At 37.9% G+C, this 24,746-nt stretch carries 20 protein-coding genes; 11 read left to right on the top strand and 9 right to left on the bottom strand.

Translation table 11 applies throughout. The features are described from left to right. Nucleotides 1-2: 2 nt before the first annotated feature. The 7 genes from BLQ05_RS06125 to tsaD all read right to left on the bottom strand — a co-directional run bounded on the left by BLQ05_RS06125 (nt 3) and on the right by tsaD (nt 7,123). Entirely contained in the window at nt 3-1,181 is a 1,179-nt protein-coding gene (locus BLQ05_RS06125; RefSeq protein WP_023576834.1) for a THUMP-like domain-containing protein, read from the bottom strand. Between the two features lies 1 nt (nt 1,182). Further along, entirely contained in the window at nt 1,183-2,271 is a 1,089-nt protein-coding gene (locus BLQ05_RS06120) for an AI-2E family transporter (protein WP_023576833.1), read from the bottom strand. Between the two features lie 81 nt (nt 2,272-2,352). After that, nucleotides 2,353-3,303 (bottom strand): zinc metalloprotease, encoded by a 951-nt coding sequence (locus BLQ05_RS06115; RefSeq protein WP_023576832.1) that lies wholly within the window; start codon nt 3,301-3,303, stop codon nt 2,353-2,355. A gap of 288 nt (nt 3,304-3,591) precedes the next feature. Further along, complete coding sequence (locus BLQ05_RS06110) at nt 3,592-4,545, bottom strand: zinc metalloprotease (RefSeq protein ID WP_023576830.1); 954 nt, start codon at nt 4,543-4,545, stop codon at nt 3,592-3,594. Nucleotides 4,546-4,742: 197 nt separating this feature from the next. Then, complete coding sequence (locus BLQ05_RS06105; protein ID WP_023576829.1) at nt 4,743-5,384, bottom strand: DUF4159 domain-containing protein; 642 nt, start codon at nt 5,382-5,384, stop codon at nt 4,743-4,745. A 10-nt stretch (nt 5,385-5,394) separates the two neighbouring features. Beyond that, entirely contained in the window at nt 5,395-6,099 is a 705-nt protein-coding gene (locus BLQ05_RS06100; protein ID WP_023576828.1) for a 16S rRNA (uracil(1498)-N(3))-methyltransferase, read from the bottom strand. Nucleotide 6,100: 1 nt separating this feature from the next. Then, a complete protein-coding gene (tsaD, locus tag BLQ05_RS06095; protein WP_023576827.1) occupies nt 6,101-7,123 on the bottom strand; it encodes a tRNA (adenosine(37)-N6)-threonylcarbamoyltransferase complex transferase subunit TsaD in 1,023 nt (340 codons plus the stop codon). Nucleotides 7,124-7,355: 232 nt separating this feature from the next. Here tsaD and BLQ05_RS06090 point away from each other — a divergent pair, with 232 nt between their 5' ends. From BLQ05_RS06090 to BLQ05_RS06070, 5 genes are all read left to right on the top strand, one after another. Then, complete coding sequence (locus BLQ05_RS06090; protein WP_238321144.1) at nt 7,356-11,756, top strand: translocation/assembly module TamB domain-containing protein; 4,401 nt, start codon at nt 7,356-7,358, stop codon at nt 11,754-11,756. A 131-nt stretch (nt 11,757-11,887) separates the two neighbouring features. After that, a complete protein-coding gene (pfkA, locus tag BLQ05_RS06085; RefSeq protein WP_023576825.1) occupies nt 11,888-12,874 on the top strand; it encodes a 6-phosphofructokinase in 987 nt (328 codons plus the stop codon). A gap of 69 nt (nt 12,875-12,943) precedes the next feature. Further along, the gene (gene gap / locus BLQ05_RS06080; RefSeq protein ID WP_023576824.1) at nt 12,944-13,945 is read left to right on the top strand and encodes a type I glyceraldehyde-3-phosphate dehydrogenase; all 1,002 of its coding nucleotides are present in this window, start codon (nt 12,944-12,946) and stop codon (nt 13,943-13,945) included. A 58-nt stretch (nt 13,946-14,003) separates the two neighbouring features. Beyond that, on the top strand, nt 14,004-14,855 hold the full coding sequence (locus BLQ05_RS06075; protein WP_023576823.1) for a BadF/BadG/BcrA/BcrD ATPase family protein: 852 nt from the start codon (nt 14,004-14,006) through the stop codon (nt 14,853-14,855). Between the two features lies 1 nt (nt 14,856). Beyond that, nucleotides 14,857-15,231 (top strand): methylglyoxal synthase, encoded by a 375-nt coding sequence (locus BLQ05_RS06070; protein ID WP_023576822.1) that lies wholly within the window; start codon nt 14,857-14,859, stop codon nt 15,229-15,231. Here the strand turns inward: BLQ05_RS06070 and BLQ05_RS06065 are convergent. Next, nucleotides 15,212-15,592, bottom strand: a complete 381-nt coding sequence (locus BLQ05_RS06065) for a RidA family protein (RefSeq protein WP_023576821.1) — start codon at nt 15,590-15,592, stop codon at nt 15,212-15,214. The genes BLQ05_RS06070 and BLQ05_RS06065 overlap by 20 nt on opposite strands. 61 nt (nt 15,593-15,653) lie before the next feature. Continuing rightward, entirely contained in the window at nt 15,654-18,374 is a 2,721-nt protein-coding gene (locus tag BLQ05_RS06060) for a putative LPS assembly protein LptD (RefSeq protein ID WP_023576820.1), read from the bottom strand. Nucleotides 18,375-18,445: 71 nt separating this feature from the next. Here BLQ05_RS06060 and BLQ05_RS06055 point away from each other — a divergent pair, with 71 nt between their 5' ends. The 6 genes from BLQ05_RS06055 (at nt 18,446) to BLQ05_RS06030 (ending at nt 24,674) form a co-directional block, all read left to right on the top strand. Further along, a complete protein-coding gene (locus BLQ05_RS06055; RefSeq protein ID WP_023576819.1) occupies nt 18,446-19,516 on the top strand; it encodes an N-acetylmuramoyl-L-alanine amidase family protein in 1,071 nt (356 codons plus the stop codon). An 18-nt stretch (nt 19,517-19,534) separates the two neighbouring features. Beyond that, a complete protein-coding gene (locus BLQ05_RS06050) occupies nt 19,535-20,653 on the top strand; it encodes an N-acetylmuramoyl-L-alanine amidase family protein (protein WP_342341496.1) in 1,119 nt (372 codons plus the stop codon). Between the two features lie 55 nt (nt 20,654-20,708). Further along, nucleotides 20,709-21,662, top strand: a complete 954-nt coding sequence (locus BLQ05_RS06045; RefSeq protein WP_035654622.1) for an MlaD family protein — start codon at nt 20,709-20,711, stop codon at nt 21,660-21,662. 19 nt (nt 21,663-21,681) lie between these two features. After that, nucleotides 21,682-23,010, top strand: coding sequence for a 4Fe-4S dicluster domain-containing protein (locus BLQ05_RS06040; RefSeq protein WP_023576816.1), 1,329 nt, complete (start codon nt 21,682-21,684; stop codon nt 23,008-23,010). Nucleotides 23,011-23,075: 65 nt separating this feature from the next. Further along, nucleotides 23,076-23,867 (top strand): (Fe-S)-binding protein, encoded by a 792-nt coding sequence (locus BLQ05_RS06035; protein WP_023576815.1) that lies wholly within the window; start codon nt 23,076-23,078, stop codon nt 23,865-23,867. 192 nt (nt 23,868-24,059) lie between these two features. Then, the gene (locus BLQ05_RS06030; RefSeq protein WP_023576814.1) at nt 24,060-24,674 is read left to right on the top strand and encodes a hypothetical protein; all 615 of its coding nucleotides are present in this window, start codon (nt 24,060-24,062) and stop codon (nt 24,672-24,674) included. The last annotated feature ends 72 nt before the right edge of the window (nt 24,675-24,746 follow it).

The following is a 24,746-nucleotide window of genomic DNA, read 5'->3' as shown; positions in this document are numbered from 1 at the left end:
GTTTAAATTTTTTCGCAAAGTAAAATTATTTTCTCATTATTCAGGTTAGTGGTAAAAAAGCAATAATCATTTCCACCTTCTTTTATTTTCCATTTTTTACGGATTTCTTCCACGGAAATAGGGAAGTTCCTTATTGTGACATTCATTTTTTTGCCTTCCAGATGCTTTTTTATTTCCGTTTTTTCAAATGGATGCATTGCTTTTATTTCAAATTTCCTGCCAGGAAAGTCAATTTCGATGTCTGAAGTGTATAAATGTGAATGCTGATGGAGTTTTTCAAGATTATAATGAACACCAATCGCTTCAAAAGCCCCGGTTTTCATCATGGCAGCATTAGGTTCGTAAAGGTATTTTTTTGGCAGGGAATAGTTTGCTTTTACTTCGGACTCGCCATAAATCACAGAGAAAACTTCCGTTGTATCTTTTGCAATGGCAACGGCATTCAATGTAATTGGTCCGGAATAGTCTTTTTCAATTTCCCAAAGTAATTCTTTTACTTCATTGTCGAGGGCGATAATATGAATGGTTTTTACTGATTTCAGTTCCGACAAGCCGGCTGTTATGTCCAGAATCGGGGCGGTTTTAACCAGAATATTGTCGGAAAACCCAAAATACGTTTCCAGTAAATTCGGAACGTTCGGTAAACAGTCTTTCAACATGAAAACCTTTCCTTTCACGTCGCTTCTTCTCGAAGGATCAATATAAATCCAACTCCAGTGCTGATTTAATGTTTTGAGTATTTCCAGACTGTCCCCATGATAACATTCAATGTTTCGCTGTTCTAAAATCTGATAATTATGCCTTACAATTTTTGACAACTCCTCATTGATTTCGCAATGAACCACTTTATTGAATTTTTGGGCAAAGTAAAAATCATCAACGCCAAAACCACCGGTTAAATCAATTAAAGTAACTCCGTTAATCAGGGAGGCTTTATATTTGGCAGTTATTTCGGAAGAAGTCTGCTCTATCGAAATCTTTGAAGGATAGAGGATGTATTTGTGTGCAAACCAAGTGGGAAGTTTTTCTTTAGCCTTGTTTTTTGAGGCAATCTGGTTTAGAATGTCATTCCATTTTACTTCGGGGAACGGATTTTTCATCAGCGCAATTTTCGGAAAATTGGCCTGTAATGAATTGGCTATGAAATCCTGTACGTCGGAATTTAAAAGAGGAGAGTCCAAACTAAATATCTTTGGTTAATATTTGTACAATCTTATTTTCGGGAATGAATTCTTTTCCGACTACCTTTAAAACAGTATACAACGGAACGGCAAACACCATTCCGATTATTCCAAACAGGTATCCGCCAATCAGGATAATCAGAAATATTTCGAGAGGATGGGATTTTACACTGTTCGAAAAAATTATAGGTTGACTTAAATTGTTGTCAATCAGTTGAATTACAAAAAAACCAATCATTACATATAGTGATGTAGGAAGTGTTTCACTGATGAAATCGCCGCCAAGGTTGCCAATCATTGTCAGGATAACCGCCAAACACGTTCCTATGAGTGGCCCAACGTAAGGTATGATGTTTAATATAGCACACAGAAAAGCTATTATTACGGCATTTTGAACTCCAAAAATCAGTAAAACAATCAAATAGAGAATGAAAATTATAAACAATTGCAGGAGAATACCGATGAAATATCGGGAGAGTAATTCATTTGTTTTATCGATAGATGCTATAATTTTATCTTCATGCTCGTCCGGTAACATCCATTTGAAAATCAAATTGAACATGTTTTTATCTTTCAGTAAAAAGAACGTGATAAAGAAAACCGAAGCAATTCCTACGCCGAAACTACTCAAGGTATTTATGAATGAATTTAAGAAATCAGAAATGAAAGTCATTTTAAATGCGGTACCAATTCCGGATTTTTCATAAAGCCGTTGCGCATCAATATTGTGATTTGCCAAATATTCATTCATTTGAAGGAGTAATGAATTGAAATCCTTTTCCATTTCCGCCGTATTGAGCAGTGAGAGGCTTTCCCCTTGTGAAATCAGCAAAGGAACAAACAGTAATATAAAACCGATAATAACCAATGAAAAAAGGAATAAAGTCATTATGACGGCAATAGTGTTTTTAAATTTCAATTTGCGTTTAAGAAACCGAACGATTGGATTTCCGATTAACGTTAGAATCAAAGAAATGATGATATAGGTAAGTACGGCGCTGATTTGATAAACGAAATAACAAATAAGAGCAATTCCTACCAATGTTAAAACAGCCCTGATAATTCCGTTTGAAATTTCTTTTGATGTCATAAAATGGTTTTCATTTGAGAATTAAAAATATAAAAAAACTCGCTTTTTAAGCGAGTTTTTGTAATTTATTTCTAACGGCTATTATGGTTGAGCGAAAGAATTTCTTGCACCACCTGTAGCGAATATAGCTAACATTCTTGATTTCTGTGCGTTAGAGAACATAAACATTCCTCTGTCGTCAGTATAATCCATGTAGTTCATGTACATTTCAAGTGGGGTACCAGTACAAGTACTTCTGTGACCTGCAGCCGGAACACCATAGTTTGGCGCATTGTGTAATGGAGTATCAGATACATAATCATTTCCACAAGTTGCATCACCCCAGATGTGACGTAAATTCATCCAGTGACCTACTTCGTGAGTGGCAGTTCTACCTAAGTTGAACGGATACGTTGCAGTACCGGTAGTTCCGAAGTATCTTGAATCGATAACCACACCATCAGTTGAAGATGAACCTCCAGGGAATTGTGCATATCCTAAGATTCCACCACCAATTGTACAAACCCATAAGTTAAGTTTTGTTGTAGGTGAAGTTGGGTTCATACCGCCTTGCGTTGATTTTTTCATCGCATCAGCAGTACCCCAAGAAGTTTTTGTAGTCGATTTTCTGTAAACAGCATCCAATACGAATGAAATTCCAACATTTGCCTTAACTCCTGAAAAAGCGGAAGGAACTTTGTTGAAATCGGAGTTTAAAGCGTTAAAATCCTTGTTTAATACATCAATCTGTGATTGAATCTGAGCTAGTGAAATGTTTTCGGCTGTAGTTCTGTAAAGTACGTTAACCACAACAGGAATCTGAATTTTTCCGTTTACCAAACGACCTTCACGTACAGCTTTCTCAGTGAATGTTTCGATTTCATTCATTGTAATTGCTAACTCAGGATTTTGTCTCATTTGTTCCTGGTGCACTTCGTGAGAAGCACAACCTCTATGTGCTAAAGTTGATGATTCATTTGCAGAAGAATTCTCTTCTTTAGTACAGGAAATCAGAGACATCAACACTAAGGCTGACAAAAGAATTTTTTTCATAAAAACGATTTTTTTGTTAAATAGTTGGTTAATTGTTTAATAGATTGCAATAATATAACATTTTTTTTAATTTCAAAACGTATTTTGTAATAAAATTAATGCTAATTCATTTTTGTGTTAAAATCACTGAATTTATTATTTTTGTGATAATAATTCAATAAAGAGTCTTTTGGAAAATAACGAATTGATGAATTCGCATTGATTTAAAGCTCTTTTTAATTGTAGGGTTTCTTTTAAATAAAAAAAACCGCAAAAGATTGCGGTTTTCAATTATTTATGATGGTTTTTTTATGGTTGAGCAAATGAATTTCTTGGACCTCCAGATGCGAAAACCGCAGCCATTCTGGATTTTTGTCCTTCAGAGAACATGTACATTGCTCTGTCGTCTGTATAATCCATATAATTCATGGTCATTTCAATTGGTGTTCCGGTACAAGTACTGTAATGAGGGTAGGCTGGTGCTCCGTAATTAGCAGTATTATGTAAAGGTGTATCTGCCACCTGGTCATTACCACAAGTAGTATCTCCCCAAATGTGACGTAAGTTCATCCAGTGACCCACTTCATGCGTTGCTGTTCTGCCTAAATTGAATGGATAGGTTGCTGTTCCAGTTGTACCTAAATATTTGGAATCGATAACCACACCGTCAGTGGCTGATGAACCTCCCGGAAATTGGGCATATCCTAAGATTCCGCCGCCAATGGTACAAACCCATAAATTAAGTTTGGTGGTTGGCGATGTCGGGTTGATACCACCTTGTTTTGATTTTTTCATGGCATCACGGGTACCCCAAGATGATTTAGTGGTTGATTTTCGAATTACCTGATCCAATTCAAAGGATATTCCAACATTGGCCTTAACGCCTGAAAAAGCGGCAGGAACCTGATTGAAATCCGAATTCAGCGCATTGAAATCTTTGTTTAACACATCAATCTGTGATTGAATTTGCGCTAATGAAATATTTTCAGCAGCTGTTCGGTACAAGACGTTTACCACTACCGGAATTACTATTTTTCCATTTACCAAACGTCCTTCTCTCATTGCCTTCTCTGTAAACGATTCGATTTCGTTCATTCTGACAGCCAATTCAGGATTCTCTCTTAATTGGTCCTGCAGGACTTCATGGGAGGCACATCCTCTTTTTTCGAAGCTGAGATTTGTTGCTTGATCATTGGTTGATTCCTCATTGTTACAGGAAACGAGCATTGCTATCATGGTAGCTGCTAAAATAATTTTTTTCATAATTATAAGATTAGGTTAAAAATTCAAAAAACTGATTCTTTTGTAAATAGGGGACAATTTTAAGTATAAAACCAACAATTATGAAAAATATTGTATAATCGGTAAAAAAAGTCGTTAAAAATTACATTATTGATGTTTTTAATAGCGGTAAAGTGCTGCGGGTAAGGATTTTAAGGGATAAAAAAAAACAGACAATTTTAATTATTAAATACATAATTAAGGATATTGGCTCCCATTTTTAAAGCTTTTGTACGAACATCAATCGGATCATTGTGAACTTCCTGGTTTTCCCAACCGTCACCTAAATCCGTTTCAACAGTATAAAGTAAAACCAATCGGTCATCAATGATAATGGCAAAAGCCTGCGGTTTTTTATTATCGTGCTCGTGAATTTTGGGTAATCCGGCAGGAAAGGCAAATGGTTTTTGAAAAATAGGATGTGTGGACGGGACTTCGATTAAAGGGTTGTCAGGAAAAACACGCTTGATTTCCTTACGGATGTATTGGTCCATTCCGAAATTGTCGTCGATATGCAGAAATCCACCGGAAGTAAGGTAATTTCTCAGATTTATAACGTCATTATCGCTAAAAACGACATTTCCGTGTCCGGTCATGTGCACAAAAGGATAGGATGTTAAATCCGGACTGCCTACTTCAACAGTTGGTATTTTTAAACTGATTTTGGTATTAATGTTCTGATTGCAGAATTTAGCCAGATTGGGCAACGATGTTGGGTTTGAATACCAGTCACCGCCTCCCGAATATTTTAAAAGCGCAATTTCCTGAGAAAAGCCCAGTAGTGAAGATAATCCGAACAATAAAATCGCAATTTTTTTCATGAATCTGAATTTATTCGTTTGTAAAAACAATACTATGACAGGCTACTACAGCAGCGGTTTCCGTTCGCAATCGGGTATTTCCCAAAGATACCGCCATATACTTGTTTTTCAATGCCAAATCGATTTCTTTTTCCGAAAAATCGCCTTCAGGACCTATCAGAATGGTGTACTTTTCGTTTGGAATTATGACTTCCTTGAGTAATTTTTTATCCGTTTCTTCACAATGCGCTATGAAAAGATGTCCTTCGTGATGTTGTTTGATAAAGTCTTTCAGTGCTATTGGCTCGTTTAGTTTTGGTAAATAAAACTGCAGCGATTGCTTCATTGCGGATTGAATGATTTTATCGAAACGTTCGGTTTTAATGATTTTTCGTTCGGAATGATCACAGATAATCGGCGTAATTTCATGGACACCAATTTCCGTTGCCTTTTCCAGAAACCATTCAAAGCGGTCATTCATTTTTGTAGGTGCAACGGCCAAATGAAGATAAAATCCGGATGGGTGTTGCGTTTCTGTTTTGGTGATTGTAACGGTACATTTTTTATCCGAAGCCAATATAATTTCGGTATGAAATAAAAAACCTAACCCATTAGTAACATGTAAAATATCGCCTTCTTTCTTTCGTAAAACTTTAACTATGTGTTTGCTTTCTTCCTTGTCAAAAGAAAACTCATTTAAAGCGGAATTGATATCGGGATTGTAGAATAATTGCATGTTAAAATTCGATACGGGCTTTAGACACTACGGAAGCATCGTTAAACTGATTTTCTAAAAATTTATGATAGCCCACAATACCAATCATCGCGGCATTATCGGTGGTATATTCAAATTTCGGAACAAAGGTTTTCCATCCGTATTTTGCTTCTGCTTCTTTTAACGTGTTTCGAATCCCGGAGTTGGCTGAAACTCCGCCACCAATGGCAATTTGAGTCATTCCGGTTTCGGCTACCGCCATTTTTAACTTGTCCATTATTATCTGAATAATGGTGTGTTGAATGGAAGCACAGATATCATTTCGGTTCTCCTCAATAAAATTAGGATTCAGAGCGACATTTTTCTGTACGAAATATAAAATTTGTGTTTTCAATCCGCTGAAACTGAAGTTCAATCCATCTACTTTTGGTTTGGTGAATTGAAACGCTTTCGGATTCCCTTCTTGGGCATATTTGTCGATTAAAGGACCGCCGGGATAGGGAAGGCCTAGTATTTTGGCACTTTTATCAAACGCTTCACCTACGGCATCATCGGTGGTTTCTCCGATAATTTCCATTTCGAAAAAACTTTTCACTTTGATAATCTGCGTATGCCCGCCGGAAATGGTCATGGCTAAAAAAGGAAAAACAGGTTTGTCAAATCCCTCTTCGTCAATAAAATGAGCTAAAACATGAGCGTGCATGTGGTGTACCGCCATTAACGGAATATTCAGCGCCATTGCCATCGATTTCGCAAACGAGCTTCCCACTAATAGCGAGCCCATTAAACCAGGACCCTGAGTGAAAGCAATTCCGGAAAGTTGCGATTTGGTAATGTTTGCTTTTTTTAAGGCGACATCAATTACCGGAACTATATTTTGCTGGTGTGCCCTTGAAGCCAATTCGGGTACAACACCGCCATATTCATCATGAATGGACTGTCTGGCAACAATATTTGATAAAACTTTATTGTTTTCAAGTACCGCTGCAGCCGTGTCATCACAAGAACTTTCGATTGCTAGAATATAAATTGGTGGTTTTGTCATAAAAAAGGCACGAAATTTGTATTAATAATTCTGGCGACTGTATTATCTTTGAAATATCAATAAACAAGGGCTGAAAAACCTTGTATTTGTTTCTGAAAAGGTTAAATTTACAAGTCGGTTCGACAAATTTAAAACAAATTAAGGTATCAAAAAATTTAAAAAAATAGCATTTCGAATAATTTTAGGAATTATCCTATTATTGTTGCTGCTGGGTATCGCACTTTCTTTACCGGTGGTACAGACAGAAATTGCCAAATATGTTACCGAAACTCTCAATAAGGATTATAAGACCGACATTAAAATCGATAAAGTGGCCATTTCTGTTTTCGGAAGTGTGAAACTGAAAGGCATTTTGATTTCCGATCACCATAAGGATACTCTTTTCTTTGTAAATCGACTGCAAACTAATTTGTTAAGTATAAGAGAAGTGAAAGATTCGCGTTTGTTTTTTGGAAAAGCAAGAATCGACGGATTGAACTTCAAGCTGAAAAAATACAAAGGTGAACCTAAAACAAACCTGGATTTGTTTGTGGCTATTTTTGATAACGGAAAACCTGGTTCGGGGAAATTTCGTCTGCGAGCGGATGACTTATATGTAACCAACAGCCGTTTCCAGTTGATCGATGAGAATTTGAAAAATCCAAAAGCACTTTATTTCACTAAACTTAATGGTGAATTGGAAGATTTTTTCATAAAAGGACCTCAGGTTACTACCCTTATTAAAAAGCTGTCTTTAAAGGATCATCGCGGTTTGTTTGTTGAGAATTTGGCGGCGGATTTCACTTATACCAAGAAAAACATCATCCTTAAAAAAATGGATTTGAAAACGGATGAATCTTCTTTAATTGGTGATGTTACCTTAAAATACAATCCGAAAGATTTTACCGATTTCAATAATAAAGTTGTTTTTGATGTCAACATGGAAAAAGCTTCCGTTTCTTCCAATGAACTCAATTTTTTCTATAATGAATTCGGAAAAAACCAACGTTTCTTTCTGAAAACCCACGCAACGGGAACTTTAAACAATTTCGTGCTGAACGATTTGAAATTATTGGACAAGAACCAATCGGAAATCATTGGTAAAGTTAATTTCAAAAACCTTTTCAATAAAAAAGGGGAATTTTACATGAACGGCAATTTTGACAGGGTTAGTTCTGATTACGATCATCTGAAAGCCATTTTACCCCGAATTTTAGGTAAAAGTCTTCCCGAAACATTAAAAAGACTCGGGAAAGTCGATTTGGTGGGGGACGTGAAACTGACCAAAAAAACGATTGATGCCGATGTGTATATCTTGTCGGAACTGGGAGAACTGGAGTCAAAGCTGTCGATGAACAACATTAATAACATCAACAATGCCTCGTATAAAGGATATATTTCCCTGCATGATTTTGATTTGGGAACTTTAACCGGTCAAAAAGACATTCAGCGTGCTACCGTCGATTTGAATGTTGACGGGAAAGGATTTAATAAAAAATACCTGAATACTTCGGTGAAAGGACAGATTCATCAGTTCAGATATAACGGCTACACTTATCAGAACATTAGTGTTGACGGAACTATGAAAATGCCTTATTTTAAAGGCTATTTTAACAGTAATGATCCCAATCTGAAAATGGATTTCAACGGATTGGTGGATTTAAGTTCCAAGGTGAAAAATTACGATTTCAGTGCGCATATTGATTATGCTGATCTTCATTTGCTGAATTTCAGAAAACAGGATTCCGTCGCTATATTTAAGGGAGAACTGATGTTTAAGGCTAAAGGGAATACGCTTGACGATATCGACGGAAGACTCGAAGTGGCCAACGCATCTTATCAGAATATAAAGGATACCTACTATTTCGATGATTTTCATGTAGAGTCGACTTTTGATGCCAATCGTGTGCGAACCATCATGGTGAATTCACCGGATATCGTTCAGGGAAAAGTGGTTGGAAAATTCAAAGTGAATCAGGTTCAGAAAATTGTTGAGAATGCTTTGGGAAGTTTGTATGCCAATTATTCGCCAAACAAGCTGAATCCGGGTCAGTTTCTGGATTTTGATTTCGTGATTTACAATAAAATCATTGAGGTTTTCAATCCGAACATTACCCTGGCTGAAAACACCGTTTTAAAAGGTAAAATCAATGCCGATGAAGGGAATTTTAAAATGAATTTCTCGTCACCCAACGTTGTCGCATACAAAAATACGTTTGACAATATCCGCGTCGATATCGACAATAAAAACCCGCTTTACAACGCTTTTATCGAGTTGGACAGTATCAAAACAAAAAATTATAAGGTTTCCGATTTCAGTCTGATTAACGTTACCATGAACGATACCCTTTTTGTGCGTTCAGAGTTCAAAGGTGGAAACACGAATCAGGATTTTTATAACCTCAATTTGTATCATACAATTGACGAAGAGAACAAATCGGTGGTAGGTTTCAAGAAATCGGAAGTTAATTTTAAAAATTATTTGTGGTATCTGAACGAAAACGATACCAAAGACAATAAAGTGGTTTTCAATAAAAAACTGACGGATTTCTCCATTGAAAAAATCGCACTGACACACAAAGGTCAAAAAATGGAATTATCCGGAATGTTGCAGGGTAAAAACCAAAAAGACATTCAGCTTTCTTTTGACAATGTCGATTTAGCCAAGGTAACTCCGGCGCTTACGAATTTGTCGTTTGGCGGTAATCTGAACGGAAAAGTCAGTGTGAAACAGAATGAAGCGATATACCAGCCGGCTTCTGCCTTAACCATTGATACCCTACAGATTAACGGTTATAAATTAGGTAACATGGATTTGCAGGTAACCGGCGACAATTCGTTCCGAAAGTTTAATGTGAATTCCACCATTAAGAATGAAGATGTAGAGAGTTTCTACCTTAACGGAAACGTTGAAATTGTGGATAATCAGAGTTTGTTATCTCTTGAAACCCGATTTTCAAAATTCAATATCGGAGCATTCGGACCACTGTTGGGTACTATTTTTTCAAACGTGCGCGGATTCGCCTCAGGTCAGGCCGCCATTGTGGGAACAGTGAACAACCCGGAAATAGACGGGCGTTTGTATCTCGAAGATGCCGGTATGAAAGTACCGTATCTGGGTGTCGATTACGATATGGAAAAAAATGCTGTGGTCGATGTCACGGAACATCAGTTTCTTTTCAGACACATTAAAATTACGGATACAAAATATAATACTTCTGGATATGTAAACGGTAGTGTGCGTCACAACAAGCTGGCCGACTGGAGTTTGGATTTGGATATCACGTCTGATAATCTGTTGGCTTTAGATACCAAAGACAGTGATGATGCAGTGTATTACGGCGTGGCTTTTATCGACGGGGAAGCCAGTATTAAAGGTCCTACCAATGCCTTGGTTGTGAATATGGAAGCCAAGTCAAATAAAGGGACGTCCATTAAAATTCCGGTAAGTGATTCTCAGGGATTGGGAAATAATTCATACATCCATTTTGTTACCGAAAAAGAGAAAAAAGACAAAGAAAGAGGGATTCCGACCGCCGAAAATAAATACAAAGGACTGGAATTGAATTTCGATTTCAATATCAATCAGAATGCGGAAATTGAAATTATTCTCGACAGAAACTCCGGTCACGGGATGAAGGGACGCGGGGAAGGAACCATCAGTATGGAGATCAATACGCTTGGGAAATTCAATATGTGGGGGGATTATCAGGTGTATGAAGGAGAATATAATTTCAAAAGCTACGGATTAATTGATAAAAAGTTTACAGTTAAAGAGTACAGTACGATTCGATGGGATGGGGAACCGATGAATGCCGCCCTGAACCTTGAAGCGGTTTATAAAACAGAATCCAATCCTGCAGTAATTTTAGACAACGCCTCTTTCAACAGAAAAGTGCCAACCGACGTAATCATTACGGTAAACGGAAATTTGAGCAATCCGGAACCGGACTTTATAATCGACTTTCCAACGGTAAGTTCAGTTTTGAGATCGGAAATCGATTATAAACTGAGTGACAGAGACGTACGTCAAACCCAAGCCCTGGCATTGTTGTCCGGTGGTGGGTTTTTATCGCCTGAAAACAGTGCAAATGCCGTTACAGGAACCTTATTTGAACGTGCCAGTGGTTTGTTTACCGATATATTTACCGGTGAAGACGATAAGTTCAAAGTCGGCTTGAATTACGTGCAAAGTGACCGAAATCCGTTGTTGCAATCGCAGGAAAGAGTAGGAGTTACCATGTCAACTCAAATCAACGAGAGAATTACCATCAATGGAAAATTGGGTGTACCGGTTGGAGGAACAGAACAGGCTGCCATTGTGGGTAATGTAGAGTTACAAATGCTTTTAAATAAGGAAGGAAGTTTAAAAGCCCGTGTGTTTAACAGAGAAAACGATATAAATTATATTGGTGAAGGTATTGGATATACGCAAGGTGTCGGATTGTCTTATCAGGTTGATTTTGATAATGTTAGGGAACTTTGGAGAAAAGTATTCTCTAAAAAAGACTCCGAAGTTACCTCAGATAATCCGGTAGATCAGGATTCGGATTCGGATTTATCACCGGAATTTATTAATTTTATCGAAAATAGGAAGAAAAAAAGTGCCGAAGAACCTAAAAAAGACTTACAAAAGGTTCCCGAAATAGAATAACTTCCCCAACAACAACACTTCTAAATTTTACGACAACACAACATTAAGAAATTCGTTTTTCACTGAAAAATCGGATATTCTTTAGGCTTTTGTGTGTTTATTTATTAAATTTAATAAAAACAAATTTTGTAATGTCAGCAAGTATTAAGAAGATTGGAGTACTTACTTCGGGCGGTGATGCTCCGGGTATGAATGCCGCAATACGCTCCGTTGTTAGAACCTGTGCCTATCACAATATTGAGTGTATGGGAATTTACAGAGGTTTTGAAGGAATGATTGAAGGTGACATCATGGAAATGGGGCCCAGAACCGTTAAAAATATTGTGAATAAAGGCGGAACGATACTCAAATCGGCTCGCTCTGCGGAATTTATCACTCCGGAAGGAAGAAAAAAAGCCTACGAACACCTTAAAAAAAATGAAATCGATGCCTTGGTAATCATAGGTGGCGACGGTAGCTTTACAGGCGGATTGGTTTTTAACAAGGAATTCGGTTTTCCGGTAATGGGAATTCCGGGCACCATCGACAACGATATTTTCGGAACCATGTTTACTTTGGGATACGATACTGCTCTAAATACGGTTGTTGAAGTCATTGACAAAATCAGGGATACGGCCAACTCACACAACCGCTTGTTTTTTGTGGAAGTGATGGGACGTGATGCCGGCCATATCGCTTTAAATGCCGGAATTGGCGCAGGAGCAGAAGAAATCCTCATCCCGGAAGAAAATTTAGGTTTGGATCGTCTGTTGGAATCCCTTAAAAAAAGTAAAGCATCCGGTAAGTCATCGAGTATCGTAGTAGTTTCCGAAGGGGATAAAATAGGTAAAAACGTATTCGAATTGCGTGATTATGTCGAAGAAAACATGCCGGAATATGATGTGCGTGTGTCGGTGTTAGGTCACATGCAGCGGGGTGGTTCACCTTCTTGTTTCGACCGGGTTTTGGCATCCCGTTTAGGAGTGAAAGCCGTAGAATCCTTATTGGAAGGAAAAACCAATTACATGGTCGGACTGATTGCCGATAAAATCGAACTGACCCCATTGGAACAGGCGGTAAAAGGCAAATCAAAAATCGATGCGGAATTGTTGCGCGTTTCCGATATCATGTCAACATAATACAGCGAATAATAAAAACAGAAATAGATAGAAATTTAAAGGCCCGTGCCGGGTAAAATGATCAAGATTATGACGAAAGTAATATTAGGAATTAACGGATTCGGAAGAATCGGCAGAATTGTTTTCAGAGAAACAATCAAAAGAGACAATGTAGAAGTAGTAGCCATAAACGATTTACTGGGCGTAGATCATTTGGCTTATTTATTAAAATACGATTCGGTTCACGGACGTTTTGACGGAAAAGTGGAAGTGAAAGACGGACAATTGTTTGTAAATGACAAACACATCCGCGTTACTGCCGAAAAAAATCCCGAGGTTTTAAAATGGGACGAAGTAGGCGTGGACGTGGTTGCCGAATGTACCGGAATTTTCACCACCGTGGAAATGGCTTACAATCATATAAAAGGAGGTGCTAAAAAAGTAGTGATTTCTGCACCTTCAAACGATGCACCCACATTTGTAATGGGAGTAAATCATGAAAAAGTGAAACCAACCGATGTAATTGTGTCCAACGCGTCATGTACAACCAATTGTTTGGCACCTTTGGCTAAAGTATTACATGATAATTTTGAAATTGTGGAAGGTTTAATGACAACCATTCACGCCACAACCGCAACGCAATTAACAGTTGACGGTCCTTCAAAAAGAGATTTCCGTGGCGGAAGAGCGGCTTTGTTAAATATCATTCCTGCAGCGACCGGAGCGGCGAAAGCGGTTACGAAAGTAATTCCAGCTTTGGAAGGGAAATTAACCGGAATGTCCATGCGTGTTCCCGTTGCCGATGTTTCCGTAGTGGATTTAACGGTGAAGGTAAAAAAAGGAACTTCTTATGATGAAATCATGAATGTCTTGAAAAACGCTTCCGAAACATCCATGAAAGGCATTATGGGCTTTACTGAAGACGATGTGGTTTCTCAGGATTTCGTTTCCGATTCCCGCACTTGTATTGTGGATGCTAAAGCCGGTATCGGTTTGAATTCAACCTTTTATAAGATTGTAGCCTGGTACGACAACGAATACGGCTATTCTTCAAAACTGATTGATTTATCGGTGCATATTGCCAATTTATAAAAAAATATTACATTTACTGAATCCCGTTTAAAGCGGGATTTTTTTATAAACAACACACATGAAATTAGTAGTAGACAGTGGCTCCACAAAAGCCGATTGGATTGCATTGGATGAAAACGGAAACATCCAGTTTACCGCAAGTACATTGGGATTGAACCCGGAAGTTTTAACAAAAGAGGAAGTTTTAAACCGAATTAATGACCGGTTTGACATCGCTCAAAATGCAGCTATTGTAAAAGAGATTTATTTCTACGGAGCCGGTTGCGGAACCGACCGAATGAAAAATCATCTGGCAGAAATTCTTCAGGAATATTTTGTTAACGCCCATATCGAAGTCAAGGAAGATACGTATGCAGCGGTTTTTGCAACCACACCAAGAGGCGAGAAGGCCATCGTTTGTATTTTGGGAACCGGTTCGAATTGCAGTTATTTCGACGGCGAAGAATTGCATCAGAAAGTACAATCGTTAGGGTATATGGCGATGGATGACTGTAGCGGAAACCAGTTCGGACGTCATTTGATTCGCGCTTATTATTTCAATAAAATGCCGAAAGAATTGGCGGAGGTTTTCGAAAAAGAATACGATTTGGATGCCGATGCCATCAAACATAATTTATACAAGGTTCCAAATCCAAATGCGTATCTGGCAACATTCGCCAAGTTCCTGATTCAGCATAAAGACCACGAATTCATCCAGAAAATTGTGCTGCACGACATGCAGAATTTCGTAGATTTCTATATCACACAATTCGAAAACTGCAAAGAAGTTCCCGTCCATTTTATCGGTTCGATTGCCTATTATCTGAAGGAGGAATTGGAATTGGTTTTAAGCAAAAACGGATTGAAACTCGGTAATGTTTTCAGAAAACCTATCGATGGATTAATTAATTACCACTCAGTTACCGTATAATATGGAAATCGCAATAATAGCCCACGATACCATGAAGGCCGATATGGTTCAGTTTTTAAACGAACACAGAGCCTTTTTACAGGCCGAAGATATCAGTTTGATTGCTACGGGAACTACCGGAGGGAAAGCCGAAAATGCCGGATTTAAAGTAATGAAAATGCTTTCTGGTCCGTTAGGAGGTGATGCACAAATTGCTTCGCGTGTGGCGGAAGGGAAATGCAATTTGGTTTTGTTTTTCAAAGACCCTTTAGCAAAACACCCTCATGAAGCCGATATTAACATGCTCATAAGGGTGTGTGATGTTCATAACGTGCCATTGGCCACGAATCAGGCAACGGCAAGATTGTTATTGAAAGCTATAGAGATGCAATCATAGAAATTTCAACGTTCACGTTTTTCGGCAAACAAGCCACCTGAACCGTTTCGCGTGCCGGAGCGGTTTTTTCGTCGAAATAACTTCCGTAAACAGCATTGATTTTAGCGAAATCATTCATGTCACTAATGAAAATCGTTGTTTTAAATACGTTTTCAAAAGTCATACCTGCAGCTTCCAAAACGGCTTTCATGTTTTCCATAACCTGTTTGGTTTCCACTTCAATGTTGTCTAATACCAATTCTCCGTTAGCCGGATTGATGGCAATTTGTCCGGAAGTGTACAAAGTATTTCCGACTAAAACAGCCTGATTATATGGCCCGATTGGAGCCGGTGCTTTTTCGGTGAAGATTATTTTTTTCATAGTATCATTGCGAGGATTGAAGCAATCTCATCCTCTTTTTATGTATAGGTTATAACTTAAATTATCTCAAACGTCTGTCGGGAACATTACGTTTTTCCCATTTGATATCGCTCAATACGGAAGATTTGATTCCGATAAAGAAGCCCCAGTTGGTATACGCTCCGATTGGTACCCAGTTAAAACTCATTCGCCAGCTCAATAAATCCCTTTCAAAACGAAGTTGGGTAAAGGTTACCCCTTTTTGTACTAAATCATAACCCGAAGAGAATCCCATCTTCCAACGCGGAGTGATATCAACATTTCCCGACATCATCAATGAATTTCCAACAATTTCATTTTCACGATTGGTATTGGAATAGGTCAGGGAATAGGCCAGGGTAAGATCCCACGGGATTTTTAAACTGTAAAATTCGGTTGGCTCCTTTTCTTTATTTTCTTCTTCCTTATTAAAAAGACTTTGTCTCTGATCGCTTAAATCGGTTCCGCGGCCAAACAAATCATCTTCACGACCTCCATTTAAAGTGGTTTGCTCAGTTGTTTTGTTTTTATTTTTCCCGTCTGCACTGGAAAGCGCATAGTTTATGGTTACGTTGGCAGAGGTCATTCGGAACAGACTGCCGCCATTATCAATATTGAACTGATCGATTCTTCTGCCGGAATTGTCAATGGCATACGGATCTAATATTGCTCCGAAGTTTAAATTCAGTTTGTTTTCAAAAAACTGTGTTCCTCCCGAAACCCGCATTGGCGACCAGGCTAAGGAATCGGCAGCCATGTTGTAACCCGTTGAAAAATTCAAGTTGTTTAGCAGCATTACTTTTTTAGGCTCTGTTTTGGTTTCGTCTTTATCACGAAACTTTGCTTCAAAAGTATTACTTAACGACATTCCTATGTTATTCGAGTAATTTTTACCGGGTGCTCCGAAAATGCCATTTTCAAAACGGGTATAATCGGCATAAGTTGTTCCGGTTGCGTCAAGCGCATAGGTTTCATAATAACGGTCGAAACTCGGCGTATAACCGTAAGAAACGGACGGACGCATTACATGACGGATTGCCTGAATCTTTTTTTCATCACCAAATTTGAAGGTACCGTAAACGGTAGTTCCTATATTGGCGGCAAAATTATAGGTTCTGTAAGTGTCAAAACCATTGTTATCAATTTCTTCGACCTTATTCGTTAATGGACTGTATTCTTTTTTTAGGGTTTTGAAGTACCAAACTTCATTGTAAGCGGTACTTGTCGATACACTGAAATATTTTAAGAGTTTAAAATTGGTGCTTATCGGAATGCTGTGTTGGAATCCGTTTTTGGCGTCACGAAACATCTCCGATTTAAAGAAAAGGGAATCACTCGTTCGAATTCTGTTTTCACCTCTTAAATTATATTGGAAGTTGATGTTTTTTATGAACCCTTTTTTGATTCCGTTTTTAGGTGCAAAAGGGAAAATACGATCCACACTGGCCTGTAAGGTAGGCAGCGTCATGTCAATTTGTTCCGTATTGGTGTTTTGGGAGTGTGTGGCCGTTAATGAAAAATTCACCTGCGGTACGGTTTGGAATGTTTTTGAATAGGAAATCGATGAACTCAAATTGTTATTCAAAGACGATCCGATATTGGTCTGATTAAACGATTGTCGGAAATACTGGCTACTCCCCAAATTCACGGAAGCGGAAAATCTTGAATCGGGACTGGCTTTTGCGTCCTGACTGTGAGACCATTGAATATTATATTGTCTTGATTTCGAATAATCCGGAAAACCTCTTTCACTGAAAATTTGGTTTTCAAAACGCAAATTAACCCTTCCGCTGAATTTATAACGCTGCGCATAGCTGCTTTCCAAACGCAATGCATAACTGCCATTGGTGAAATAATCCCCTAAAACGGATAAGTCGTAATAATCGCTCAAAGCAAAATAATAGCCTCCGTTCTGAAGAAAGTAACCTCGTTGTTGTGTGTCTCCGAATGTAGGAATGATGAATCCGGATACTGATTTCTCACTCATCGGGAAATAAGCAAACGGAAGACCCAGCGGAGTGGGAACATCGGCAATTACCATATTTGTAAAACCGGAAACCACTTTTTTCTTTGGAACAAACTTTATTTTACGGGCAAGAAAATAATATTCAGGATCTTCGATATTTTCAGATGTGGTAAATCGGGCATTCCGCATGAAATAAACCGAGTCGTTCTCTCTCTTGGTTACCTCTGCTTTTACTCTGAATTCTCCCTGTTGGGTTCTCGAATTCCAAACCAAAGCTTTTTTGGTTTTGGTGTTAAATCGTATGGAATCGGGCTCTATAACATTATCCCCTTGTTTGAAAACCGGATTTTGAGTATAATTTCCGATACTGTCTTTGATTCGCCCGGCATACACTTCGTCCTTTTCATAATTAAAAACGATGATGCCTGCTTTGAGTTCAATGTCCTTATAATAAAGTTCTGCTTGATTGTACAGGGTCAGTTCTTTCTTTTTTTGGTCAATTTTTTCATAATCAACCGCTTTACGTTTTACAATTCCTTCCAGAATGGCTTTCTTTTTTTTAATGGTATCGTTCTTAACGGAATCGATTGGTTTCAAAACATCCTTAATGGTGATATTTAGGTTATCATTCTGTTTTACAGCAGGTACGGAAATTGTTTTGGAAGGATTTTCCTGAGCTTGAAGTTCAAAATTTCCAAGTGTTAGGAAAATTGATAATAAAACGATATGAAATAAGTTTGTATGCAACGCTTTTAATACTATTTTTGTAAAAATGTGGCTCAATTTTTGACGGGTCAAACTTACATATATTTTTTGTCAAAATTAAGTATTTAGTAAAATTATAACCATTGTCATTTTTTAGTCTGTATATGCCTGATAAAGTTAGATTATATTTATTCATTTTCGCACTGTTTTTGCCTAATATTCTGCTTTCTCAGTCGAAACAGAAGTTTAAGGTGGTTTTAGACGCCGGTCATGGAGGAAAAGATTTCGGTGCTATTAAAAACGGGTTACGGGAAAAGGATGTGGCGTTGGATGTGGTTTTGAAAATTGGTCGGATTTTAAATGATAATGAAGACATAGATATTTTGTATTCCAGAAAAACGGATGTTTTTGTCGAATTACGGGAAAGAGCTGATAAAGCCAATAAAGCAAAAGCCAATTTGTTTGTTTCGGTTCATTGTAATTCCTCTACATCATCAAAGCCTTACGGTTCGTTGACATTAGTTATGGGATTGTCGCGTACTTCCACTAACCTGGAAATAGCAAAAACAGAGAACTCCGTGATTTTTCAGGAGGCGAATTATAAGAAAAATTACAAAGGTTTTGATCCGAACAAACCGGAGACCTTAATAGGGTTGAAGATTTTACAGGAAGAATCACTCAAATCAAGTATCGATTTTGCGAGTACGATTCAGTATAAATTCGGAAATAAGCTAAACCGAAAGAACAAAGGGGTTCATCAGCAGCCGTTATGGGTTTTGGATGCGACTTACATGCCGGGCGTTTTAATTGAACTTGGTTTTATTTCGAATAAAAGCGAAGCACAATATTTAGGTTCCGAAAAAGGAAAAAAAGAATTAGCCAAAGCAATAGCCGAATCAATTATAAAATTCAAGGAAGATTATTTTTCAGTCACTGATTCAGCGAATAATGCAGCTTCTAATCCGGCAACTGAAGAAAAAGATATAGCAAAAGAAAAAAAAACCGGAAGTAAAAAGACCTATAAGGTTCAAATTGCTACCAGTAAAAAGAAAGTAGATGCGACAGCATCGAATTTCAAAGGTTTAAAAAATATAAGCCGAAAATTTGAAAACGGTTACTATAAATATTTCTACGGAAGTGCCGACAGTAACTCAGAATGTAAAAAATTATTGATCGAGGCTAAAAAGAAAGGATATGAATCCGCTTACATTGTTGCCGACAATGATAATAAATAATTAATAAGGAGTATGAAAATGACTAATTTTTTTAAAATCACTTTACTGGCTCTACTTCTCAATGCAGGAGTAAGTCATGGTCAAAATAACGCAAAATTCAGAGTCGTTCTTGATGCCGGTCACGGTGGTAATGATTTTGGAGCAACGTATCATGGTTATGTAGAAAAAAACAATGCCTTAAATGTAGTCTTAAAAGTAGGGCGTATTCTTGAAAATGATCCGGGAACACAAGTGATTTATACCCGAAAAACGGATGTTTTCATTCCGTTAGACGAGCGTGCGGATATTGCAAATAAATCCAAAGCAGATATTTTTGTGTCAATCCACTGTAATGCCAACAAAAATCAGGCTGCCAGCGGTACGGAGACTTACGTAATGGGGGTTACCCGAAATGCCTCCAATCTGGAGGTGGCAAAGAAAGAGAATGAGGTAGTAACTTTGGAGAAAGATTATAAAATAAAGTACGATGGTTATGATCCGAATTCACCGGAATCTGTCATCGGAATGACGGTAATTCAGGAAGAATATCTTGACCAGAGTATTGAACTCGCAGCGGGTATTCAGGAAGGTTTTGAAGATGGGTTGGGCAGAAAAAGCCGTGGCGTGAAGCAGGCAGGTTTCCTTGTACTGAGAAAAATCTACATGCCTCGTGTATTGGTGGAGATGGGATTTGTTTCCAATAAGGAAGAAGGGGCATACCTAAGTTCAGACGCGGGTCAGGAACAACTTGCCGAAATGATTGCCAAAGCCATTTTAGATTACAAAAAAGAATATTTTGTTCCGGGAACCGAAGAATATGTGCCTGTTGAAAGACCTAACACTCAAGACCGAGAGGGTATTCAAAAAGTAGACTCTCCTAAAGTTCAGGATGCCAATGCCACAAAAGGAGTGGTTTTCAAAATCCAAATTTCAGCCAGTGCGAAAAAAATGGATTTGATACCAAGTAATTTCAGTGGACTGAATTCCATTTCAATGGAAGATGACGGAAAAATAATCAAATACTTCTACGGAAACACCAATAAATATGCAGAAGCTAAAAAATTATTGGATGATGCCAAGGAAAAAGGATATACTTCCGCTTTTATTGTAGCTTATAAGAATGGTCAAAAACTTTCCATTCAGGAGGCTTTACGTTAATATAAATCCATTCTAAACTATTTTGTTTTAATTTTGTTTTAAAAATATATTGATTTTGAAAATTACCAGAGAAGTAAAAACCGCAATTTTAGTTATTGGCTCCATATTATTGTTCTTTTGGGGTTATAGCTTTTTAAAAGGAAAAAATTTATTCGATACCACCAGAAAATTCTATGTCGTATATGACAACGTAGAAGGATTAGCTCCGTCAGCAGCTGTAACCATTAACGGTTTGACGGTAGGTAAAGTGAACACAATTACTATTCAGGAAAAAACCGGAAAATTATTAGTTGAAATTCAGATGGATAACGAGGTTCCGGTAGCTAAATCCAGTACGGCAAGTATTTATGAACCCGGATTTATCGGAGGAAAGCAAATTGCCATTAATCCGAACTTCGAGGATACCAACTACGCAAAATCCGGCGATTATCTTCAGCCGAAAGTGATATTAGGTTTAACCGCTTCTTTGGAAAAGAATTTGGCTCCCATTCAGGAAAAGTTAGATAAGGTTTTGGCCAATGCCGATGCTTTATTGGTTAATTTGAATGATGTTTTGGATGCCAATACGAAATCAAACCTTAAGAAAACGATAGCCGAGTTAAATACTACAATGACCAATTTCAGCTCCGTATCCGGTAATCTGGATAAAGTCGTGGCGGATAATAAGGAGAAGTTAGGTTCGGTTGTAACCAATCTTGATAAAACAACCGGTAACTTCGCTAAAATTTCAGAAGATCTGGAAAAAGCCAAATTGGGAGCTACAGTTGAAAATCTGGAGAAAACATTGGTGAGCGTGAATAAAATGATGGCCGACATGGAATCCGGAAAAGGAACTATGGGCAAACTGATGAAAGACGAGGCCATGTACAATAACCTTACAAAAGCTTCTAAGGAAATAGAATTATTGTTACAGGATTTGCGTTTGCACCCAACCCGTTATGTGAATGTTTCCCTTTTCGGAAAAAAAGAAAAACCGTATACTGCACCTGCAGAGGAACCAAAAAAATAGAACTATTTAAACCAACCCTATGAGTTATTTAGACAATATATTATTTGCAGTACTTCTTATTTTAGGAGGCGGTTATTTTGCGCAAAACGTAAAAAAACTTATCCGTAATATCAAACTTGGTCAGGACGTAAACCGTTCAGATAATCCTTCGGAACGCTGGAAAAATATGGCGATGATTGCTCTTGGGCAGTCAAAAATGGTTCGAAGACCCGTTGCAGGAATACTTCATCTTTTTGTGTACATCGGATTTGTTATCATCAATATCGAAGTTTTGGAGATTGTAATCGACGGTCTTTTCGGAACCCATCGTGTGTTTTCTTTCATGGGCGGATTTTATGATTTTCTGATCGGATCCTTCGAAATTTTGGCATTATTGGTTCTTGTAGCAGTCATCACTTTCTGGACAAGAAGAAATATTGTAAAACTGAACCGATTCATTCACAATGATTTAAAAGGATGGCCAAAAAGCGACGCCAATTACATTCTGTATTTTGAAGTGGTGTTGATGTCATTATTCCTTTTAATGAACGCCGCTGATTTGCATTTACAGACTATTGGAGCTCCTGGATACGAAAGTGCCGGTGCTTTTCCGGTTTCTCAGTTTATCGCTCCGATGTTCAACGGTATGTCCGAAAGTCTGGTACATTTAATTGAAAAAGGCGCATGGTGGGTTCACATCATTGGGATTTTAGTTTTCTTAAACTATTTATATTTCTCTAAGCACTTACACATTTTATTGGCTTTCCCGAATACTTATTTTGCTAACCTGAAACCTCAAGGACAATTTGATAACTTGGAATCGGTTACCAATGAAGTGAAATTAATGATGGATCCTAACGCCGATCCTTTTGCAGCGCCGGCTCCGGATGCTGAAGCCACTCATGTTAAATTTGGCGCAAGTGATGTTCAGGATCTGAATTGGGTGCAGTTGTTGAACGCTTATACGTGTACCGAATGTGGGCGATGTACTTCTTCTTGTCCAGCCAATCAAACCGGTAAGAAATTGTCGCCTCGTAAAATCATGATGGATACGCGTGATCGTTTGGAAGAAGTGGGCAAAAATATGGATGCCAACAAAGGCGTTTTTGTTCCTGATGGAAAGGCATTATTAAATGATTACATCACTCCGGAAGAACTTTGGGCTTGTACTTCTTGTAATGCCTGCGTTGAAGAATGTCCGGTAAACATCAGTCCGCTTTCGATTATTATGGACATGAGACGCTATTTGGTCATGGAACAAAGTGCCGCACCAACCGAATTGAACAACATGATGACCAATATCGAAAACAACGGTGCACCTTGGCAATACAACCAAATGGATCGTTTGAACTGGAAAGACGAAGCATAATTTAAATCAATTTAAAAACTATGCAACTTAGTTACTAAGCTAGTTTGCAACTAATATAAAAAGATATGTCAGCAAATTTAATTGTACCTACAATGGCCGAAATGATGGCACAGGGTAAACAACCGGATGTGTTATTTTGGGTAGGTTGTTCGGGTAGTTTTGATGATAGAGCAAAAAAAATCACGAAAGCATTTGTAAAACTTTTAAACCACGCCAATGTTTCGTTTGCGGTTTTAGGTACCGAAGAGAGTTGTACCGGAGATCCTGCAAAACGCGCCGGAAACGAGTTTTTGTTCCAAATGCAGGCGATGACAAATATTGAAGTGATGAATGCTTACGAAATTAAAAAAATCGTAACGGCTTGTCCGCATTGTTTCAATACCATTAAAAACGAATACCCCGAATTGGGCGGAAAGTACGAAGTCGTGCACCACACCGAATTCCTGAAATCATTATTGGACGAAGGTCGTTTGTCTATTGAAGGCGGTCAGTTTAAAGGGAAGAAAATCACTTTCCACGATCCTTGTTATTTAGGACGTGCCAATAATGTATATGAAGCGCCACGGGATTTGATTCTGAAATTAGATGCCGAATTGGTGGAAATGAAACGCTCCAAGAAAAACGGTTTGTGTTGTGGAGCCGGTGGTGCCCAGATGTTTAAAGAACCGGAGAAAGGAAACAAAGATATTAATGTGGAACGAACAGAAGATGCTTTGGAAACCCAACCGGATATTATCGCAGCAGGTTGTCCTTTCTGTAATACCATGTTAACGGACGGTATCAAGTTCAAAGAAAAAGAAGGATCCGTTAAAGTTATGGATGTGGCAGAATTGATTGCTACTGCTCAAGACTTATAAAATAGTTTCAGATTAAAAACAGGAAAGTCCGTAATTGAATTACGGACTTTTTTATTGAGAATTTTCGTCGATTTAAATTGTTTTTTCGTCGATTTTGATGTTTTTTATCAATTTTTAAAGCATTTCAACGGATTATTTTAATTCTTTTTTATTGAAAAATTAACTTGGCTCTACAATTAAAAACAAGGGGTCATGATAAAAAATTACACATTAAAAGCAGTATGTGTGGCTACATTACTGTTTTTCCAGCTGGGTTATGCCCAAGTGGGAATCGGAACGACAAATCCATTATCCACATTGCATGTTCAGGGAACGATGCGCATTACAAGCACTGATAACACAACCCAAACAACAAAGTTGGCAGGAACTTGTGATTCTGGAATTGTTGGCGATATCAAAGTTGGAAGAAACCTGTCATTGGTTGATAATGAATTAAGTGCAGGGGACGGAGACAACTCAAGTTACAAGGTGGCAGCAATTCGGCTGACAACAACATTTTCAAATCAGGCATTTGACAATTTGGATTTACAACTGGAAGGCGCCAATGACGGAGTAGTTATTTTTAGAATTTATGGTTCAGCACATAACTTTTCTATCAAAGGAATTCAAGGCGGTACCGACGGAAGACATATAATTTTATACAACTCTTCACCAGTCAACATGAAAATGGATCATTTGATTTCGTCAGTACCTATAAACAATATTGATACGATAGGTTCCTCCACATCTACTTCAGGAATTGGAACAGTAGAATTAGTTTATGATGGCTCATCATCAAAATGGATTGTTATCAGTATTAGAGATTGATAAAAAATAAGGGGTTAGTTATTTTTGTGGCATGAACCACTGTATCTTCGAGATATAGTGGTTTTTTTATGC

It is taken from the genome of Flavobacterium saliperosum (assembly GCF_900100625.1).
Taxonomy (GTDB): domain Bacteria; phylum Bacteroidota; class Bacteroidia; order Flavobacteriales; family Flavobacteriaceae; genus Flavobacterium; species Flavobacterium saliperosum.
Note: the sequence above shows the minus strand (reverse complement) of the source record. Positions and strands in the feature narration are given on the sequence as shown.

What these genes read in the sequence shown, in the direction of transcription:
- BLQ05_RS06055 (WP_023576819.1), top strand. Translation starts at nt 18,446, where the DNA reads ATGCCTGATAAAGTTAGATTATATTTATTCATTTTCGCACTGTTTTTG.
- pfkA (WP_023576825.1), top strand. Translation starts at nt 11,888, where the DNA reads ATGTCAGCAAGTATTAAGAAGATTGGAGTACTTACTTCGGGCGGTGAT.
- BLQ05_RS06075 (WP_023576823.1), top strand. Translation starts at nt 14,004, where the DNA reads ATGAAATTAGTAGTAGACAGTGGCTCCACAAAAGCCGATTGGATTGCA.
- BLQ05_RS06050 (WP_342341496.1), top strand. Translation starts at nt 19,535, where the DNA reads ATGACTAATTTTTTTAAAATCACTTTACTGGCTCTACTTCTCAATGCA.
- BLQ05_RS06105 (WP_023576829.1), bottom strand. Translation starts at nt 5,384, where the DNA reads ATGAAAAAAATTGCGATTTTATTGTTCGGATTATCTTCACTACTGGGC.
- tsaD (WP_023576827.1), bottom strand. Translation starts at nt 7,123, where the DNA reads ATGACAAAACCACCAATTTATATTCTAGCAATCGAAAGTTCTTGTGAT.
- BLQ05_RS06065 (WP_023576821.1), bottom strand. Translation starts at nt 15,592, where the DNA reads ATGAAAAAAATAATCTTCACCGAAAAAGCACCGGCTCCAATCGGGCCA.
- BLQ05_RS06110 (WP_023576830.1), bottom strand. Translation starts at nt 4,545, where the DNA reads ATGAAAAAAATTATTTTAGCAGCTACCATGATAGCAATGCTCGTTTCC.
- BLQ05_RS06100 (WP_023576828.1), bottom strand. Translation starts at nt 6,099, where the DNA reads ATGCAATTATTCTACAATCCCGATATCAATTCCGCTTTAAATGAGTTT.
- BLQ05_RS06030 (WP_023576814.1), top strand. Translation starts at nt 24,060, where the DNA reads ATGATAAAAAATTACACATTAAAAGCAGTATGTGTGGCTACATTACTG.
- gap (WP_023576824.1), top strand. Translation starts at nt 12,944, where the DNA reads ATGACGAAAGTAATATTAGGAATTAACGGATTCGGAAGAATCGGCAGA.
- BLQ05_RS06120 (WP_023576833.1), bottom strand. Translation starts at nt 2,271, where the DNA reads ATGACATCAAAAGAAATTTCAAACGGAATTATCAGGGCTGTTTTAACA.
- BLQ05_RS06115 (WP_023576832.1), bottom strand. Translation starts at nt 3,303, where the DNA reads ATGAAAAAAATTCTTTTGTCAGCCTTAGTGTTGATGTCTCTGATTTCC.
- BLQ05_RS06035 (WP_023576815.1), top strand. Translation starts at nt 23,076, where the DNA reads ATGTCAGCAAATTTAATTGTACCTACAATGGCCGAAATGATGGCACAG.
- BLQ05_RS06070 (WP_023576822.1), top strand. Translation starts at nt 14,857, where the DNA reads ATGGAAATCGCAATAATAGCCCACGATACCATGAAGGCCGATATGGTT.
- BLQ05_RS06040 (WP_023576816.1), top strand. Translation starts at nt 21,682, where the DNA reads ATGAGTTATTTAGACAATATATTATTTGCAGTACTTCTTATTTTAGGA.